10 protein-coding genes are annotated in these 15,115 nt (G+C 74.0%); 4 read left to right on the top strand and 6 right to left on the bottom strand.

Features of this window, described 5'->3' with window-relative positions; translation table 11 throughout:
• Positions 1-18: 18 nt before the first annotated feature.
• Complete coding sequence (locus NDAS_RS03075) at positions 19-633, bottom strand: superoxide dismutase (RefSeq protein WP_013151670.1); 615 nt, start codon at positions 631-633, stop codon at positions 19-21.
• A 777-nt stretch (positions 634-1,410) separates the two neighbouring features.
• On the opposite strand from NDAS_RS03075, the gene NDAS_RS03080 reads away from it, so the two are divergent.
• The 3 genes from NDAS_RS03080 (at position 1,411) to NDAS_RS03090 (ending at position 6,195) form a co-directional block, all read left to right on the top strand.
• The gene (locus NDAS_RS03080) at positions 1,411-2,457 is read left to right on the top strand and encodes a class I SAM-dependent methyltransferase (RefSeq protein WP_013151671.1); all 1,047 of its coding nucleotides are present in this window, start codon (positions 1,411-1,413) and stop codon (positions 2,455-2,457) included.
• Positions 2,458-2,530: 73 nt separating this feature from the next.
• Positions 2,531-4,543: a glycosyltransferase gene (locus NDAS_RS03085; RefSeq protein WP_013151672.1), complete on the top strand. Its 2,013-nt coding sequence runs from the start codon at positions 2,531-2,533 to the stop codon at positions 4,541-4,543.
• Positions 4,540-6,195, top strand: a complete 1,656-nt coding sequence (locus NDAS_RS03090; RefSeq protein ID WP_013151673.1) for a glycosyltransferase — start codon at positions 4,540-4,542, stop codon at positions 6,193-6,195. The genes NDAS_RS03085 and NDAS_RS03090 overlap by 4 nt, the downstream gene beginning before the upstream one ends.
• A 90-nt stretch (positions 6,196-6,285) precedes the next feature.
• Here NDAS_RS03090 and NDAS_RS03095 read toward each other — a convergent pair whose 3' ends face one another.
• The 4 genes from NDAS_RS03095 to NDAS_RS03110 all read right to left on the bottom strand — a co-directional run bounded on the left by NDAS_RS03095 (position 6,286) and on the right by NDAS_RS03110 (position 11,603).
• Positions 6,286-6,741, bottom strand: a complete 456-nt coding sequence (locus NDAS_RS03095; protein ID WP_013151674.1) for a MaoC family dehydratase — start codon at positions 6,739-6,741, stop codon at positions 6,286-6,288.
• A 253-nt stretch (positions 6,742-6,994) separates the two neighbouring features.
• Positions 6,995-8,152: an enolase C-terminal domain-like protein gene (locus NDAS_RS03100; RefSeq protein WP_013151675.1), complete on the bottom strand. Its 1,158-nt coding sequence runs from the start codon at positions 8,150-8,152 to the stop codon at positions 6,995-6,997.
• 187 nt (positions 8,153-8,339) lie between these two features.
• Positions 8,340-9,461 (bottom strand): alanine dehydrogenase, encoded by a 1,122-nt coding sequence (gene ald / locus NDAS_RS03105; RefSeq protein ID WP_013151676.1) that lies wholly within the window; start codon positions 9,459-9,461, stop codon positions 8,340-8,342.
• A gap of 957 nt (positions 9,462-10,418) precedes the next feature.
• Positions 10,419-11,603, bottom strand: a complete 1,185-nt coding sequence (locus NDAS_RS03110; protein WP_013151677.1) for an amidohydrolase family protein — start codon at positions 11,601-11,603, stop codon at positions 10,419-10,421.
• 460 nt (positions 11,604-12,063) lie between these two features.
• Between NDAS_RS03110 and NDAS_RS03115 the strand changes: the two genes are divergently transcribed.
• The gene (locus tag NDAS_RS03115) at positions 12,064-14,259 is read left to right on the top strand and encodes a cytochrome c oxidase assembly protein (RefSeq protein WP_013151678.1); all 2,196 of its coding nucleotides are present in this window, start codon (positions 12,064-12,066) and stop codon (positions 14,257-14,259) included.
• Between the two features lie 411 nt (positions 14,260-14,670).
• Here NDAS_RS03115 and NDAS_RS03120 read toward each other — a convergent pair whose 3' ends face one another.
• Complete coding sequence (locus NDAS_RS03120; protein WP_013151679.1) at positions 14,671-15,099, bottom strand: hypothetical protein; 429 nt, start codon at positions 15,097-15,099, stop codon at positions 14,671-14,673.
• Positions 15,100-15,115 lie beyond the last annotated feature (16 nt).

A 15,115-nucleotide genomic window follows, 5' to 3' on the forward strand; every position in this document is an offset into this window, starting at 1 on the left:
CCGGACGGGGGACCGGGACTAGCCGATCTTGACCCCGCGGGCGTTGGTGAAGCGCTCCTGGACGTCGGCCCAGTTGACCACGTTCCAGAACGCCTTGGCGTACTCGGCCTTCACGTTCTTGTACTGGAGGTAGAAGGCGTGCTCCCACATGTCCAGCATCAGCAGCGGAACGGAGCTGAGGGCGGTGTTGCCCTGCTGGTCGTAGAGCTGCTCGATGACCAGGCGCTGACCCAGCGCGTCCCAGGCCAGGATCGCCCAGCCCGAGCCCTGGATGGTGGTGGCCACGGCGGTGAAGTGCGCGCGGAAGGCGTCGAAGGAGCCGAACTGGTCGTCGATGGCCGCGCCCAGCTCGCCCTCGGGCTTGTCACCGCCCTCGGGGGACAGGTTCTTCCAGAAGACGGAGTGGTTGACGTGGCCGCCCAGGTTGAAGGCCAGGTTCTTCTCCAGCATCGGGATGGTGCCGAAGTCGCCGGTCTCCCGGGCCTCCGCCATCTTCTCCAGAGCCGTGTTGGCACCGGCGACGTAGGTCGCGTGGTGCTTGTCGTGGTGCAGCTCCATGATCTGACCGGAGATCCACGGCTCCAGGGCCGCGTAGTCGTAGGGCAGTTCGGGAAGCGAGTACGGCGCAGACATCTCTGACGCACCTTTCCAATGACGCGGTTCGTCGTGTTCACCAGCGATGGGATCGCCTAGGCAGCAAGCTATCAGTCGGGCGGCGGCTCACCCGATGTCAGGCTCTTTACACTCCGGCACGGGAATAAACCGGGGCTGCCGACCCCGGTCCGGAGCGCCCGGCCCCGTGCCCGCGGCCGCCGCCCCTCGGGGAGCGGACCCCGCACGGACGGTCCGCGCGCTCCGCGTCCCACCGCCGCCTCCTCCCCGCACTGCCCGGTACGGCCGCTCCCAATCCTGGCTTTCGTGGTGAAATCGCCCGGGACGCGGACGCGATCACGGCGGACTCCGCGGAAAACATCGGCCGGTGTCCGCCGTGATCGCGTCGAATTCGCAGGTGGGTGGGGAAGAATTGGCAGTCGTGCTCCAAACGCCGCACGGCCGCCCGCGGCCGGGCCCCGCGCCGCCGCGCGGGCGGTCCCACGGGAGGCCAGCGGGCGGCGGGGACGGGTCCGCCGGCGCTCCGGGAAAACCCCGGATGCGCGCACATGAGAGGCGCGTGATGCGCGGGTGAACGGAAGGCGAATTGCGTGTAATCCAGGTTTCGATTCCCCTTCGGGGGCGTCCGTTATTTCCTCGAAGGGCTAAGGTCGAAAGCGTCTGAGCGGATTGCCGACCTGCCCGAAACACCGGGCGAAGCGGCAGTTCAGTGCCGGGAAACCAGCCCTTCCCCTCTCGTCCCCCCCGCGGCCCGCGCCCGGCGGAACCGTGTCGAAACTCCCGTGGAGGTATCCGCCCATGCGGTCGCTTCGCAGCCGTCTCCGTCCACTCCTGGTCACCGGCGCGGTGGTCGGCGCCGCCGTGCTCTGCGTGCCAGCCGCCCTGGGGATCGCGGGCCTGATCGGCTGGACGGACGTGCTCATCCTCATCTTCCTCGGCCTGCTCGCCGGTGCCGTGGGCGTGCTCGGGCTGGGCACGCTGCTCCTGTCCCGCAGGGTGGGCGCCCTCTCCAGGAGCGTGTCCACCTCGATGGAGGCCCACAGCCGCAACGTCGCCGAGACGCTGGGGCGCGACCGCCTGGAGGCCGCCCTGGCCATGGACGGCGTCCGCGAACGCGTCGCCCACCTCCAGGACCACACGCTCCCCAAGGTCAGCCGCGAGATCAGGAACGCCGTCACCGCGCGGGGCCGCGACGACTACGAGCAGCAGGTCGCCTGGACCGAGCTGCGCGAGTACCTCGACACCGCCGCGTTCATGCCGCCCCTGCGCGGCTGGGCCGCCTCCCCCGACGTGCTCCGCATCCTGGTCCGCCAGATCGACCGACTGCGCCCCGGCCTGGTCGTGGAGTGCGGCAGCGGCGCCTCCAGCGTCTGGATCGGCTACGCCCTGCGCCGCGCGGGCACCGGCAGACTCGTCGCCGTCGAGCACGACGCCCGCTACGCCGAGCTCAGCCGCGAACTGGTGGCCGCGCACGGGCTCGACGACATCGTCGAGGTCCGGCACGCCCCGCTGGTCCAGACCCCGAACACGACGGTCACCGTCAACGGCGAGGAACTGCCCACCGCCGACCGCTGGTACGACACCTCCGTCTTCGCCGACCTGGAGGGCGTCGGCCTGGTGTTCGTCGACGGCCCGCCCCAGGCCACCGGCCTCCAGGCCCGCTACCCCGCGCTGCCCGTCCTGCTGCCGCGCTGCACCGAGGACGCCGTCATCGTCCTGGACGACGCCGCGCGCGTGGACGAGCGCGCCATCGGTGACCGCTGGCTGGCCGAGCACCCCGAACTCCAGCGCGTCGAGGAGGCCGCCGAGAAGGGCGCCCACGTCTTCAGCCGCAAGGGCGTCTAGCGGACGCCGCGTTCCCACGCACCGCCTGACGGGCTCCCCGCGGAGCCCCGACCGACACACCCGAGGTCACCCGATGATTACCACCGCCCTGCGGCAGGCACTGCGCGCCCGTGGCACCGAGGCCGCCGTGCTCTGCCACGCGGGTGCCGACACCCGCTCCGTCCTGGCCGAGCTGCCGCTACGCCCCGACGACATCCTGGTGGACCTGGACGCCCACCCCCTGGGCCGGCCCCTGGAGCTTCCGCGCGCCTGGATGCGGGACGAGGAGCCCGAGGTCGGTCTGGTCGCGGTCGTGGCCGCCACGACCACCGACCTGCACCGCGCCCTCACCGTCTCCACGCACCTTCCCAGAGCCGTGCACATCGTGGTCGCCATGGTCGCCACGTCCGGCCACCAGGAGCCCCCGATCCCGGCCTCCCCGGGCATGGGCCAGTGGCGCGAGCTCCAGGAGGTGCGGGTCCGCCGCGTCAACAGGAACGGCTGGCTGTGCGAGCTGTTCTTCCCCAACGGGATGGACACCGTCCAGGTGGTCGACGCCGTCGTGCACGGCACCCGGGGTCGGCGCCGGGGGCCGGCAACCGCGCCGCTGGCCGTCCTCAACGGGCCCGAGGCCGCCCTGTGGCGGCCGGGCGACACCGGCGTGCGGGGCGTGGAGGCACAGGGGCCCGTCCCGCTGCGCCGGGTGACCCCTGTGGGGGACCTGGCGCTGCGCGTGTCCGACGACGTCGCGCGGCCCGAGTGGACCGACCCGGTCGTCCCCGTCCTGGACCGCGCCACCACCGCCGCCGACTCCTGGGCCCGGATCTCCGGGCCGGACGGGCACGTCCGGGCCCACGAGGCGGTGCCGGACAGCGCGCACGCGGTCGCGCCCGTGGACGAGCTCACCGTCAACCCCACCGGGTTCACCAGGGTCAAGGACGGGAACCTGGCCGACCTCACCGTCCACGGCCCCCACGCCGTGGTCAGGGAGGGCGGCAAGGACCTGGTCACCGTCGCCGCCGACGGCACGGTCACCGACGTCGACCTGGCACGCCTGCGCCACCTGCGCGGGGTCAGGGTGGACTGGTCCGGGCACACCGGACCCAGCGCCGCCGTACGCGCGGTCGCCTCCCTGGCCGCCGGCGGGGTGCCCCTGATCAGCGGCGAGGTGCCCGCCTGGGCCTCGGGCCTGGGCGCGCCGCTCACGGACCTGATCACCGGCGCCCGCGACGAGGACCTGCGCGACCAGCTGCGTCGTGAGGAGTACAGCGTCCGCCTGCGCCGCACGGCCCTGCGCGCCCACGGCCAGCGCTCCCGCTGGCGGGCCCTGGGGGCGGAGGCCGGGATCCCCCTGCCCAGGGAGCCCCGGGTGTCGGTGATCCTGTGCACGCGCCGCCCCGAGATGGTCGGGTTCGCGCTCGCCCAGATCGCCCGGCAGCGCGACGTGGAACTGGAGGTGGTCCTCACCCTCCACGGGTTCACGGCGGACCTGCCCGAGGTGCGCGCGGCGATCGACGCGTTCCGGGAGACGGGGCTGCCGCTGGTCCTGCACGAGGCCGACGCGGGCCAGATCTTCGGCTCGGTGCTCAACGACTCCGTCGACCGCGCCTCCGGAGACCTGATCTCCAAGTGGGACGACGACGACTGGTACGGCCCCGACCACCTGGCCGACCTGCTGATGGCGCGGACCTACTCCGGCGCCGAGCTCGTGGGCACCGGACAGGACTTCATCTACCTCCAGGAGGTGGACCTGACCGTCTGGCGCAACCGCAGGTCGGAGGCGGCGACCCGGTTCATCGCCGGGGGCACGATCCTCACCGACCGCGTGGTGATGGAGGAGATCGGCGGCTTCCGGCCGCTGCCCCGCGCCATCGACACCCAGCTGCTCCTCGCCGTCATCCGGGGCGGCGGCCGCATCTACCGCGCCCATGGACTCGGGTACGTGCTCCGCCGCACCGGCGGCGGGCACACCTGGTCCGAGGACATGGCCTTCTTCCTGCACAACCACACCCAGCAGTGGTTCGGCTGGCGTCCGAGCGCCATCGTGGAGGGCGAGCCCTCGCCCCTCGGCCAGCCCGCCACCGAGTACACGGGGGAGATCCGTTGACCACGCTTGACATGACTCCGGAACCGGTCTCCGGCGACCGCGCGACCGCGCCGATCCTGCCCCGCGCGGAGATCGACTACCGAGACCAGCCCCGCGCGCGGCGCAACGACTACTCCGTGCTCCAGCCGCCCGCGATCGGCGAGTGGACCCCGACCCTGTCGGTGTCGGTGGTCATCCCCGCCCACGGGCACCAGGAAAAGCTCGAACTCGTCCTGGCCTCCCTGTCCGCGCAGAGCTACCCCGCGCACCTGATGGAGGTGATCGTGGTGGACGACGGCACGCCCGAACCCCTCACGCTCCCACCGGTGCGCCCGGAGAACACCCGGCTGATCACCTCGGCCCCCGGCGGCTGGGGCTCGGCGCACGCCGTCAACAGCGGCGTGGCCGTCTCCTCCGGCCAGGTGGTCCTGCGCCTGGACGCGGACATGCTGGTCTACCGCGACCACGTCGAGTCGCAGATGCGCTGGCACCACCTGGTCGACTACGGGGTCGCCCTGGGCCACAAGATGTTCGTGGACTTCGACCCGAAGGCCATGACCGCCGAGTACGTGGCCACCGAGGTGCGCGAGGGACGCGCCGCCCAGCTGTTCGACCGCGAGAGCGCCGACCCGCACTGGGTGGAGCAGACCATCGACGGCAAGGACAAGCTGCGGACCGCCGACCGCCTGGCCTACAAGGTGTTCATCGGCGCCACCGGCTCCCTGCACCGCACCCTGTTCGACGCCGCGGGCGGCCTGAACGGGGAGCTGGTCCTGGGCGGCGACAGCGAGTTCGCCTACCGGGTCTCCCAGCAGGGCGCCCTGTTCGTCCCCGACCTGGACACCAGCAGCTGGCACCTGGGCCGCACCCAGATGCAGACACGCCGCGACGCGGGCACCCGCTACCGCGCCCCCTTCGTGGCCAACCGGGTGCCCGACTTCCACCTGCGGCGCAAGCGCCCCGACCGGCAGTGGGAGGTCCCGCTGGTCGACGTGGTGATGGACGTGGACGGCGCCACCCTGGAGGACGTGGACACCACCGCGTCCGCGCTGCTGTCCGGTACCACTCCCGACATCCGGCTGTGGCTGGTCGGCCCCTGGGACGTGCTGGACGAGGGGCGGCGCTCGCCGCTGGACGAGGAGCGGCTCGACCTGCGGCTGATCCGGGAGACCTTCCGGGGCGACCCCCGGGTGCGCCTGGTGGAGGACGCGCCTGGCCACGACCCGCTCGTCAACTTCCAGCTGCGTGTGCCCGCCGGTCCGGCCCTGAGGGAGCGGGCGGTCGTCGAGCTGGTCGACATGGCCAACAAGAACAAGGCCGGGCTGCTGTGCTCTCCCGTGCCCGGCGCCACACGCGGTGACGGCGTCATGCGCCTGGAGCGGATCGCCGCCTACGCCAGGGCCCGCCACCTGTGGCCCGAGGCGACCTCCGAGGAGCTGGACCGCCGGGTGGAGGAGGTCTACGGCACCCACTGGGTCCCCGGGACGGACTTCGTGTTCCCGGAGGAGGGGGAGCGGACCAAGCCCGAGAACCCCGAGACGCTGCGGCGCAAGCTCGACCAGGCGCTCGCCGAGGTGGAGCGCATGCGTGCCCGGGCCAGGCGCGCCGAGCGCAAGCTGCGCTGGTTCACCCCGGGGCTCACCCGCAGGGCGCTGCGCAAGCTGGCGCGCTGAGACACGGCCCCGGCCGGCGGGAGGACCGCCCGGCCGGGGCCGCGCCCGCACTTCGGGGGCGTCCCGGGGCCTTCGCGGGAACGGAGGGCCTCAGGGCACCCACAGGCCGAGCGACTCGGCCACCAGGGCGGGCCGCTCCTGGCCCTCGATCTCCACGGTGTGGGTCGTGGTGACCAGGTATCCCTTGGGGGTCTCCTGGACCGAGCTGAGCTCGACGCCGTCGCGGATGCGCGAGCCGGACACGACCGGCTGGAGGAAGCGCACCTTGTTGAGCCCGTAGTTGATGGACATGCTCGGCTTCCTCGTCACCGAGATCACCGACTGGGAGAAGTGGGCCAGCATCGACAGGGTGAGGAACCCGTGCGCGATGGTGCCCCCGAAGGGGCCCGCGGCCGCCCTCTCGGGTTCGGTGTGGATCCACTGGTGGTCCTGCGTCGCGTCGGCGAACAGGGAGATCCGGTCCTGGTCGATGGTCACCCAGTCGGTGTGGCCCAGGTGTTCGCCTTGGGATGCGAGCACCTCTTGGATGTCGGCGAATACGCGCACCGCGCCTCCACGGTCGTCGGGTCCGGAAACGGGGGCCGGACGGTGCCGCAACTCTACCTAACGCTGTTCGGTTAGGGGAGGAGGGAACCCGGCCGGGCGCGGCGGAGTTCCACTGCGGTTGCTGCGGTTGCTGCGGTTGCTGCGGTTGCTGCGGTTGCTGCGGTTGCTGCGGTTGCTGCGGTTGCTGCGGTTGCTGCGGTTGCTGCGGTTGCTGCGGTTGCTGCGGTTGCTGCGGTTGTGCGGGACTCTCCGGTCAGCGCCGCCGTCGGGCGCCGTTGGCGCGCCCGCGCTCCACGCGGGCCTCGCGCGGGCCGTCGGCGTCCACGACCAGGGCCCGGGCGGTGCGCTCGGCCACCGCCGCGCGGTCCACCGTGTGCCCCAGGCCGCTCTCGGTCAGCGGAACCGGCACCACCCCGTCGTGCGCGCGTACGGGCGGGAGCATCAGGTCGCGGCCCCGGCTCCCGGCTCCGGGCATCTCCACCGGCAGCGAGGCCCCCGACAGCGAGCCCAGCGCGACCGTCGCGGCGCGGCCGATCCCCGTCACCGCCGACGAACCGCACCACACCCGCCAGCCAGCGTCCACGGCGCGGTCCACCGCGCGGCGGGCCGCCGTGAGGCCGCCCATGCGGGTCGGGTCCACGTTCACCGCGCCGCCCGCCTCGGCCCGGATCGCCTCGGTGAGGTCGTCCACCGACTCCAGGGACCGGCCCAGCGCCACCGGCGTGCGCAGTTCGGCGGACAGCCGGGCGTGCGCGGCCAGATCGCCCGGGGCGAAGGGGTCCTCGACCGCGAGCAGACCGAGCCCGTCCAGGACGCGCAGCGCGTCCAGGTCGGCGGGGGACTCGGTGTAGCGGCAGCCCGCGTCCGCCTGGAGGACCAGGAACGGGAAGCTCGACTGCACCGCGCGCACCACGTCCGCGTCCCAGCCCGGGGCGATCTCCAGCCGGATCCGCCGGAACCCCGCCCCCACCTGGCGGTTCACCTCCGTGACCACCGACTCCACGGCCACCTGGCGGGGCAGCGTCACCCCGGCGGTGAGCGCGGTGCGCTCTCCGCCCAGGGCATGCGAGAGCGGGGTGTCGCGCTGGCGGCTCCACAGGTCCCAGCACGCGGTGTCCAGGGCCCCGGCCACGGCCGGGTCCCAGGACAGGTCGGCCCAGGCCTCGCCCGCCTCGGTCGGACGCCGCCAGGAGTGGCCGAGCAGGGCGGGGGCGAAGGCGCCGGTCAGGGCGTCCCACTGGGCTCCGCTGGCCTCCGGCAGTTCTCCCCAGCCGCTCACGCCGTCACCGTCGGCCACCCGGACCAGGACGGGGCCGTCGGCGCCGGGGCCTCGGCCGCCGGCCGGGGGCCGCAGCCGGATCAGCTCGAGTTCGACGATCCGGGTCGCGGTCGCCGAGCCGGTGTGTGCCACGCTGTCCCACCTCGGTACTCGTCCTCCCGCGACCGGCCGCAGAGCCGGGCGCGCGGGCTTTCCCCTCGACCGTACCCCCGGCCGACCTGCGCGACCACCCCGAACGGTGCGGTCCGTGCCACCCGTGCGGCCGGGCGGCGCGGACCCCGGACGGGCTCCGCCCGCGTTCTGCGGGCCCTACCCCCTCCTAGCCCTGGACCAGCACCTCGTCCAGCGGACGGTGCTTGACCCCGTGCGCCTCGGCGACCGGGGCGGAGACCACGTCGCCGTCGAAGGTGTTCAGGCCCCCGGCCAGCGCCTCGTCCTCGTTCATGGCGCGCCGCCAGCCCTTCTCCGCCAGCGCCACCGCGTACCGCAGGGTGTCCTTGGTGAGGGCGTGCGTGGAGGTGTTGGGCACCGCGCCCGGCATGTTCGCCACGCAGTAGAACACCGTGTCGTGCACGTGGAAGGTGGGGTCGGCGTGTGTGGTGGGGCGCGAGTCCTCGAAGCACCCGCCCTGGTCGATCGCGATGTCCACCAGCACCGCGCCCGGCCGCATCCGCGACACCAGCTCGTTGGTCACCAGCTTGGGCGCCCTGGCCCCCGGCACCAGCACCGCGCCGATCACCATGTCCGACTCCAGCACCGACAGCTCCAGCTCGAAGGCGTTGGACACCACCGTCTTGACCCGGCCCCGGTAGAGGGAGTCCACGTGCCGCAGCTTGTCCACGTTCAGGTCCAGCACGGTCACCTCCGCGCCCATGCCCACCGCGATCTGCGTCGCGTTCAGGCCGGAGACGCCCGCGCCGATCACGGTCACGCGTGCCGGGCGCACGCCCGGCACCCCGCCCATCAGCACGCCGCGCCCGCCGCTGGGCCGCTGTAGGGTCACCGCGCCCATCTGCGGGGCCAGGCGGCCCGCGACCTCCGACATCGGGGCCAGCAGCGGCAGGGAGCCGTCCGGCAGCTGCACGGTCTCGTAGGCGATGCCGGTCACCCGCCGCTCCAGCAGGGCGTCGGTGCACTCGCGCGAGGCGGCCAGGTGCAGGTAGGTGAAGAGGGTCTGCCCCTCCCGCATGCGGTGGTACTCGGCCGCGACCGGCTCCTTGACCTTCAGGACCAGCTCACCGGTGGCCCACACCTCGTCGGGGGAGTCCAGGACGCGCGCGCCCGCCGCCTCGTACTCGGCGTTGGAGATGGAGGAGCCCAGGCCCGCGTCGCGCTCGACGACCACCTCGTGGCCGCGTCGGACCAGTTCGTGGACCCCGGCGGGGGTGATGGCCACCCGGTACTCGTGGTTCTTGATCTCGCGGGGCACGCCGATGCGCACGGTTCCTCCTACGGCTGTCTCCGTTGATACCCCCACTGTGAACTGCGGGGGTGCCCTGGCGCTATCGCCAACATGCATCGCTGTCGGCGATCTTGTTGACAGGGTGTAAGGACGATGTGTGGTCTGGGACACGGGTACCTGCCCGTGACGGGCGGGCTCAATCCCCCGGGGCCCGACGCCCTGGAAGCCGCCGCCCCGGGCGCTCGCTGTCCGGGCGCCGTCCCGCCGTGCCCCGTCGGTCCAAGGCTCTGTCGGTGCGGGTGTCGTCCCGCCGGGAACCGCCCCACGGGCCGCCGCCCCACCGGGTGCCGCCCCGCTGAACGCGTGCGGTCCGGGTGCCGCACCGCGGGTCGCCGTGGGCCGGGCCGCCGCGCGACCGGCCGTCGTCCTAACGGACGCCGTCCGCCGGGCGGCCCGAGATCCACACCCGCCGCACCCGGCCGGTCAGCTCCCGGCCCGCGTAGGGGCTCGGGTCCGCCGCGGGGACCGCCACCCGCGCGCCGGGGTCGAAAGGCGACCAGGTCGGCGTCGAACCCCGCCGCGATCCGGCCCTTGCCCACCAGCCCCAGCAGTTCCGCCGGGGCCCGCGCCGTCCACCGTGCGAGTCGGCCAGCCCAGGCCGCGCCGGTGCGCCGCCGTCCACAGCGCCGACGGCTCCACTCCAGCGATCACCCGCTCCAGCCCGAGCCGCTCCGACCGGGGCGGCCGAAATCAGAAAGCCGTAGGCGGGGTCCCCAGGTCGACCGCGTAAATGGGGTACACCAGCAGCAAGATGTCCAGCGCCGGGAAATCAACCATCGCAAAACGCAAATGGGCGTCGATGAGCGCCGGGATGTTAGGGGCGCCCCCGTTGACAGCGAGCAGTGGAAGGCCACCGCCCAGGCGGCCTGGAGGTCGACCAGGTCCAGCGCGACCGGCCGTCGTCCTAACGGACGCCGTCCGCCGGGCGGCCCGAGATCACACCCGCCGCACCCGGCCGGTCAGCTCCCGGCCCGCGTAGGGGCTCGGGTCCGCCGCGGGGACCGCCACCCGCGCGCCGGGGTCGAAGGCGACCAGGTCGGCGTCGAACCCCGCCGCGATCCGGCCCTTGCCCACCAGCCCCAGCAGTTCCGCCGGGGCCCGCGCCGTCCACCGTGCGAGGTCGGCCAGCCCCAGGCCGCGCCGGTGCGCCGCCGTCCACAGCGCCGACAGGCTCCACTCCAGCGTGTACAGGCCGTGGGCGGGCAGATGCCCCGACCCCACGGTGGTGATCGCCGAGTCCCGTGCCAGCAGCGCGCTCCACAGCGCCTTGCGGTTGGCGTCCGAGCGCAGCGGCGGTCGACACGCGTGCGCGGGCGACTCCGGCCCCAGCGACTCCGAGGGCAGGCACAGGTAGTGCGGGCAGGTGTGCGCCGTCAGCGCCACCCCCACCGCCCCCGCCGCCGCCAGCAGCGCCGCGCACTCGGCCGCGGTGAACGACCCCACGTGCGTGCGCGTCCCCACCGCGCGGGCCGCCGCGATCACCCGCTCCAGCCCGCGCCGCTCCGCCCGGGGCGGCCGGTGCTCCGCCGCCGTCGGCGGGGTCCCCAGCTCGGCCGCGTCCTCGGCGTGCACCAGCAGCACGCTGTCCAGCGCCGCGAGTTCGGCCATCGCCTTGCGCAGCTGGGCGTCGTTGAGCGCCGCGATGTCCGGGGCGCCCCCGTCCGACAGCGAGCAGTGGAAGGCCACCGCCCCGGCGGCCTGGAGGTCGGCCAGGTCCAGCGGGCCGGTGCCCGGGGCCACCCCGCCCAGGAACAGCACCGGCACGGGGGACAGGGCCGCCGCGCGCTGGTGCGCCCCGAGGGCGTCCGCGCAGGTGAGGGCGGGCCGGGCCGGGGCGGGGGAGGCCACCACGCAGGTCACACCGCCGCGCAGGGCGGCCGTCCCCGTCCGGCGGTAGGACTCGGACAGGTCCTGCCCGGGTGCGTGCGCGCCGGTGCCGACGTCCACCGCGCCGGGCAGCAGGGCCACGTCGCCGAGGTCGGTCGTCTCGTGGGCGGGCATGTGCGCGCCGTGGGCGCCCACGGCCTCGACCCGCCCGTCGCGCACCCCGACCGAGGCGGGCCGGACCCCCTCGGGGAGGACCACGCGCGTGGACCTGACCACACTGTCGTACACGGCCATCCGCCGTCCCCTTCGCTGCGCTCGCTGGAGGATGTGCTGAGAGGCGCCGCGGGCGACCGCGGCACGGGAGGGGAGGCCGGACGCCGAAGGCGGGGAAACCGTCGTCTCGACCGGATACGAGCGTATCGCGAAGAGCCCTTCCGCAAGGGGGGAATCCGACATCCCGGCCCCGGCGCCGCCGCCCCGCCGGACGGGCGGGGGCGCCGCCGCCCACCTCCCGTGACCGCCCTCCCGACCGCCCCGGCCGGGCCCGTCCCCACCTGCGCGGGCGCCCCGGATCCGCCAGCGGGGGTGTACGGGGACGCCCAAGTCCGACACTGTGTAGTAGACGGACTAACCTTGGTCGAGGTGTTCCTCCGTGCGCGGCCCCTGCCGGAAAAGTCCCGGACAGCGGCGAGGCGGTCACACGGCCAAGGGCGCTGACCAGCCAGTTGCAACGAGACCGACGACGGAGTGGCGCGTGGCTCCTCCCGCACAGAACCAGAAGTCCCCCCTCAAGGAACACCATGACGACGCCCCGGGCACGGGACGGGCGCCCCTCTTCGCCGCCGCGGCCGCCGCCCTGTGCCTGATCGGCCTGAGCCTGACCCTGCTCCTCGGCGGAGCCGCCTTCCCCGAGGTCATCCCGGGGCTGCCCGACGCCGGTGAGGCGGTCCGCTGGGGCCTGCCGCTGGCCAAGGTCACCATGGACGCCTCCGCGGTCGTGGCGATCGGCCTGCTGCTGCTCGCCGCGGTCCTGCTGCCCTCCCACAAGGGCAGGCTCTCCCCGCAGGCGACCTCCTACGTGCGCGCGGCCAGCTGGGCGGGCCTGGTCTGGGCCCTCGCCGCCGTGTTCACCCTGTACTTCCAGGCCGCGGAGTTCCTGGCCCGCAAGGTCGGCCAGATCAGCGTCGACGAGGTCACGGCCTACGCCGGGTCGGTCTCGGGCGGCATCGCGCTGATGTTCGTCGTCCTGCTCACGACCGGCATCGCCCTGTTCGGCCGCACGGCCACCACCGCCACCGGCGGCCTGTGGCTGCTCGTCCTGGCCCTGGCCGCCACCACGCCGCCCGCGCTGACCGGCCACTCGGCCTCCTCCGGCTCGCACGAGCTGGCCGTGACCGGGCTGGCCCTGCACGTGATCTCCATCAGCGTGTGGGTGGGCGGCGTGGCCGCGCTGACCTACCACGCTCTGCGCCGCGACGCCCAGGACCCGTCGGTGGCCGCCAACCGCTTCAGCCGCCTGGCCCTGTGGGCCTACGTCGGCGTGGCCGTCAGCGGCGCGGCCAGCGCGCTGGCCCGCCTGTACTCGATCGGGGACCTCGTCGCCACCGAGTACGGCCTGATCATCCTGGTCAAGGTCATCCTGTTCGGGGTCCTGGGCGCGTTCGGCTACATGCACCGCGAGTTCGTCTTCAAGCGCCTGGAGGGCGCCCCGCAGGGACCGGCGGGCGAGGCCTTCCGGCGCCCGCTGTTCCTGCGCGCGGCGCTGGCCGAGGTGCTCATCATGGCCACCGTCATCGGCGTGTCCGTCGGCCTGGGGCGCACCGCGCCGCCCCCGCCGCTGGAGGGCACCGTGGATCCGGCCGCGGCCATCCTCGGCTTCCCCGTTCCGCCGCCCATGACCGCCCAGACCCTGCTCACCCTGTGGCGCCCCGATCTGTTCTTCATCATGATCGTGGTCGTCGCGGGCGGGCTGTACGCGGGCGCCGTGGTCCGGCTGGTGCGCCGGGGCGACTCCTGGCCCGTGGGGCGGACGGCGGCCTTCGCGGCCGGGCTGCTCACGATCGTGGTCACGCAGCTCACCGGGTTCGCGACCTACTCCATGGTGCTGTTCTCGACGCACATGATCCAGCACATGGTGCTGTCGATGCTCACCCCGATCCTGCTGGTGCTGGGCGCGCCGATCACCCTGGCCCTGCGGGCGCTCAAGCCCGCCGCGCGGCGCGGGGACCGGGGACCGCGCGAGTGGCTCAACCTGTTCCTGAACAGCCGTTTCTCCAAGCTGGTCACACACCCGGCGATCGCTGCCCCGCTGTTCGTGTTCGGCCCCTACGCGCTGTACTTCACGCCGCTGTTCGGCACGCTGATGAACGACCACCTGGGCCACCTGCTCATGGGCGTGCACTTCCTGCTGGTGGGCTTCCTCTTCTACTGGATCATCGTGGGCGTGGACCCGGCGCCGAGGAAGGTGCCCTTCCTGCTGCGCATCCTGCTGCTGCTGGTGGTGATGGGGTTCCACGCCTTCTTCGGCATCACGATCATGATGCAGTCCGAACCCCTGGCGATGGACTACTACGGCCAGTTCGACATCCCGTGGCTGGAGGACCAGGCCGCCGACCAGTACGCGGGCGGCGGCGTCGCCTGGGCGCTGGGCGAGATCCCCACCGCGCTGGTCATGATCGCGCTGGTGCGGCAGTGGTCGCGCGACGACGAGAAGCAGGAGCGCCGCCGGGAGCGCCACAGCCGCCGGGGCGGCTCCGACGACGCCGACATGGACGCCTACAACGCCTACCTGGCCGAGCTCGAACGCCGCTCGCGGGGCGGGGCCCCGGCCGCGGCCACCGCGGCCCCGGAGGCGCCGCCGCGCACCGGTGAGGAGCCGAAGGCGCGGAGCGCACCGGCGGCCGAGTCCGGGGACGACGACCCCGGCCCCGCCGCCGGCAAGGGCGGCTGAACCCGCACGCGGGGGCGCACCTGCCGGTGCGCCCCCGCCGTCGTCGCGGGCCCGACCGGAGCACGCCGACCCCTGGCGCCGGGGCACACGGTGGTGTCGGCCCGGTCCTATGAGGGGATTCCGTTTCGGAGCCGACATGCTCGCGGACGGGCCCGGGGACCGGGTCGGGGTCTGTCGCGCCGTCGGGGCACAGGGCTTCGACGTCCTGCTCCGCCCCGGCCTCCGCTGCCGATCGGCGGCCGCGGTCCCGCGTCCCCGGCCATGGCCGCCGAGCGGGCCGTCGTCGTGGGCTCCAGCGGGCTCACGCAGCGCAGGCGCCGCGGACCGGGGGAGCGGACCGACGGGTGTACCGGCGCAGCGAAGCGCCCCGCACCGCAAGGGCGCGGGGCGCGCGGAGGCAGGAGTACGGGGTCAGACGACCAGGGCGGCCACGGAGGCCCCCACCAGTCCCAGGGCCAGGCAGACCAGCAGGGCCGCGGCCAGCAGCGGCAGGGAGGGCCGCAGCGCGGACACCGCGGACTGGCCGCCCCCCGAGGACTGGCGGCGCGCCACCATCGGCAGCATGACCACGTTCACCGCGGACACGACGGCCGCGACGCAGGCGGACGCGGCGAACCCCGCCCAGAAACCGGACCCGGCGGCCAGCGCGTTGGCCGCGGCCAGCGTCGGCAGCGCCACCAGCACCACCACGGAGGCGATCCCGAACGCGGCCCGCGACCGGGGCGACGCCCCGCGCGAGCTCCCGGAGACGACGAGGAGCAGACCGAGCAGGGCCGCCATCAGGATGGCGCCCACGACTCCGAACACGGCGATGTTGACCAGCGAACTCACGCTCGCCATTGTCGCACCGAACCGC

The organism is Nocardiopsis dassonvillei subsp. dassonvillei DSM 43111 (genome assembly GCF_000092985.1).
Taxonomy (GTDB): domain Bacteria; phylum Actinomycetota; class Actinomycetes; order Streptosporangiales; family Streptosporangiaceae; genus Nocardiopsis; species Nocardiopsis dassonvillei.

Coding starts and splice junctions, on each gene's coding strand:
- NDAS_RS03110 (WP_013151677.1), bottom strand. CDS start 11,603: ATGGCCGTGTACGACAGTGTGGTCAGGTCCACGCGCGTGGTCCTCCCC.
- NDAS_RS03075 (WP_013151670.1), bottom strand. CDS start 633: ATGTCTGCGCCGTACTCGCTTCCCGAACTGCCCTACGACTACGCGGCC.
- NDAS_RS03085 (WP_013151672.1), top strand. CDS start 2,531: ATGATTACCACCGCCCTGCGGCAGGCACTGCGCGCCCGTGGCACCGAG.
- NDAS_RS03080 (WP_013151671.1), top strand. CDS start 1,411: ATGCGGTCGCTTCGCAGCCGTCTCCGTCCACTCCTGGTCACCGGCGCG.
- NDAS_RS03120 (WP_013151679.1), bottom strand. CDS start 15,099: ATGGCGAGCGTGAGTTCGCTGGTCAACATCGCCGTGTTCGGAGTCGTG.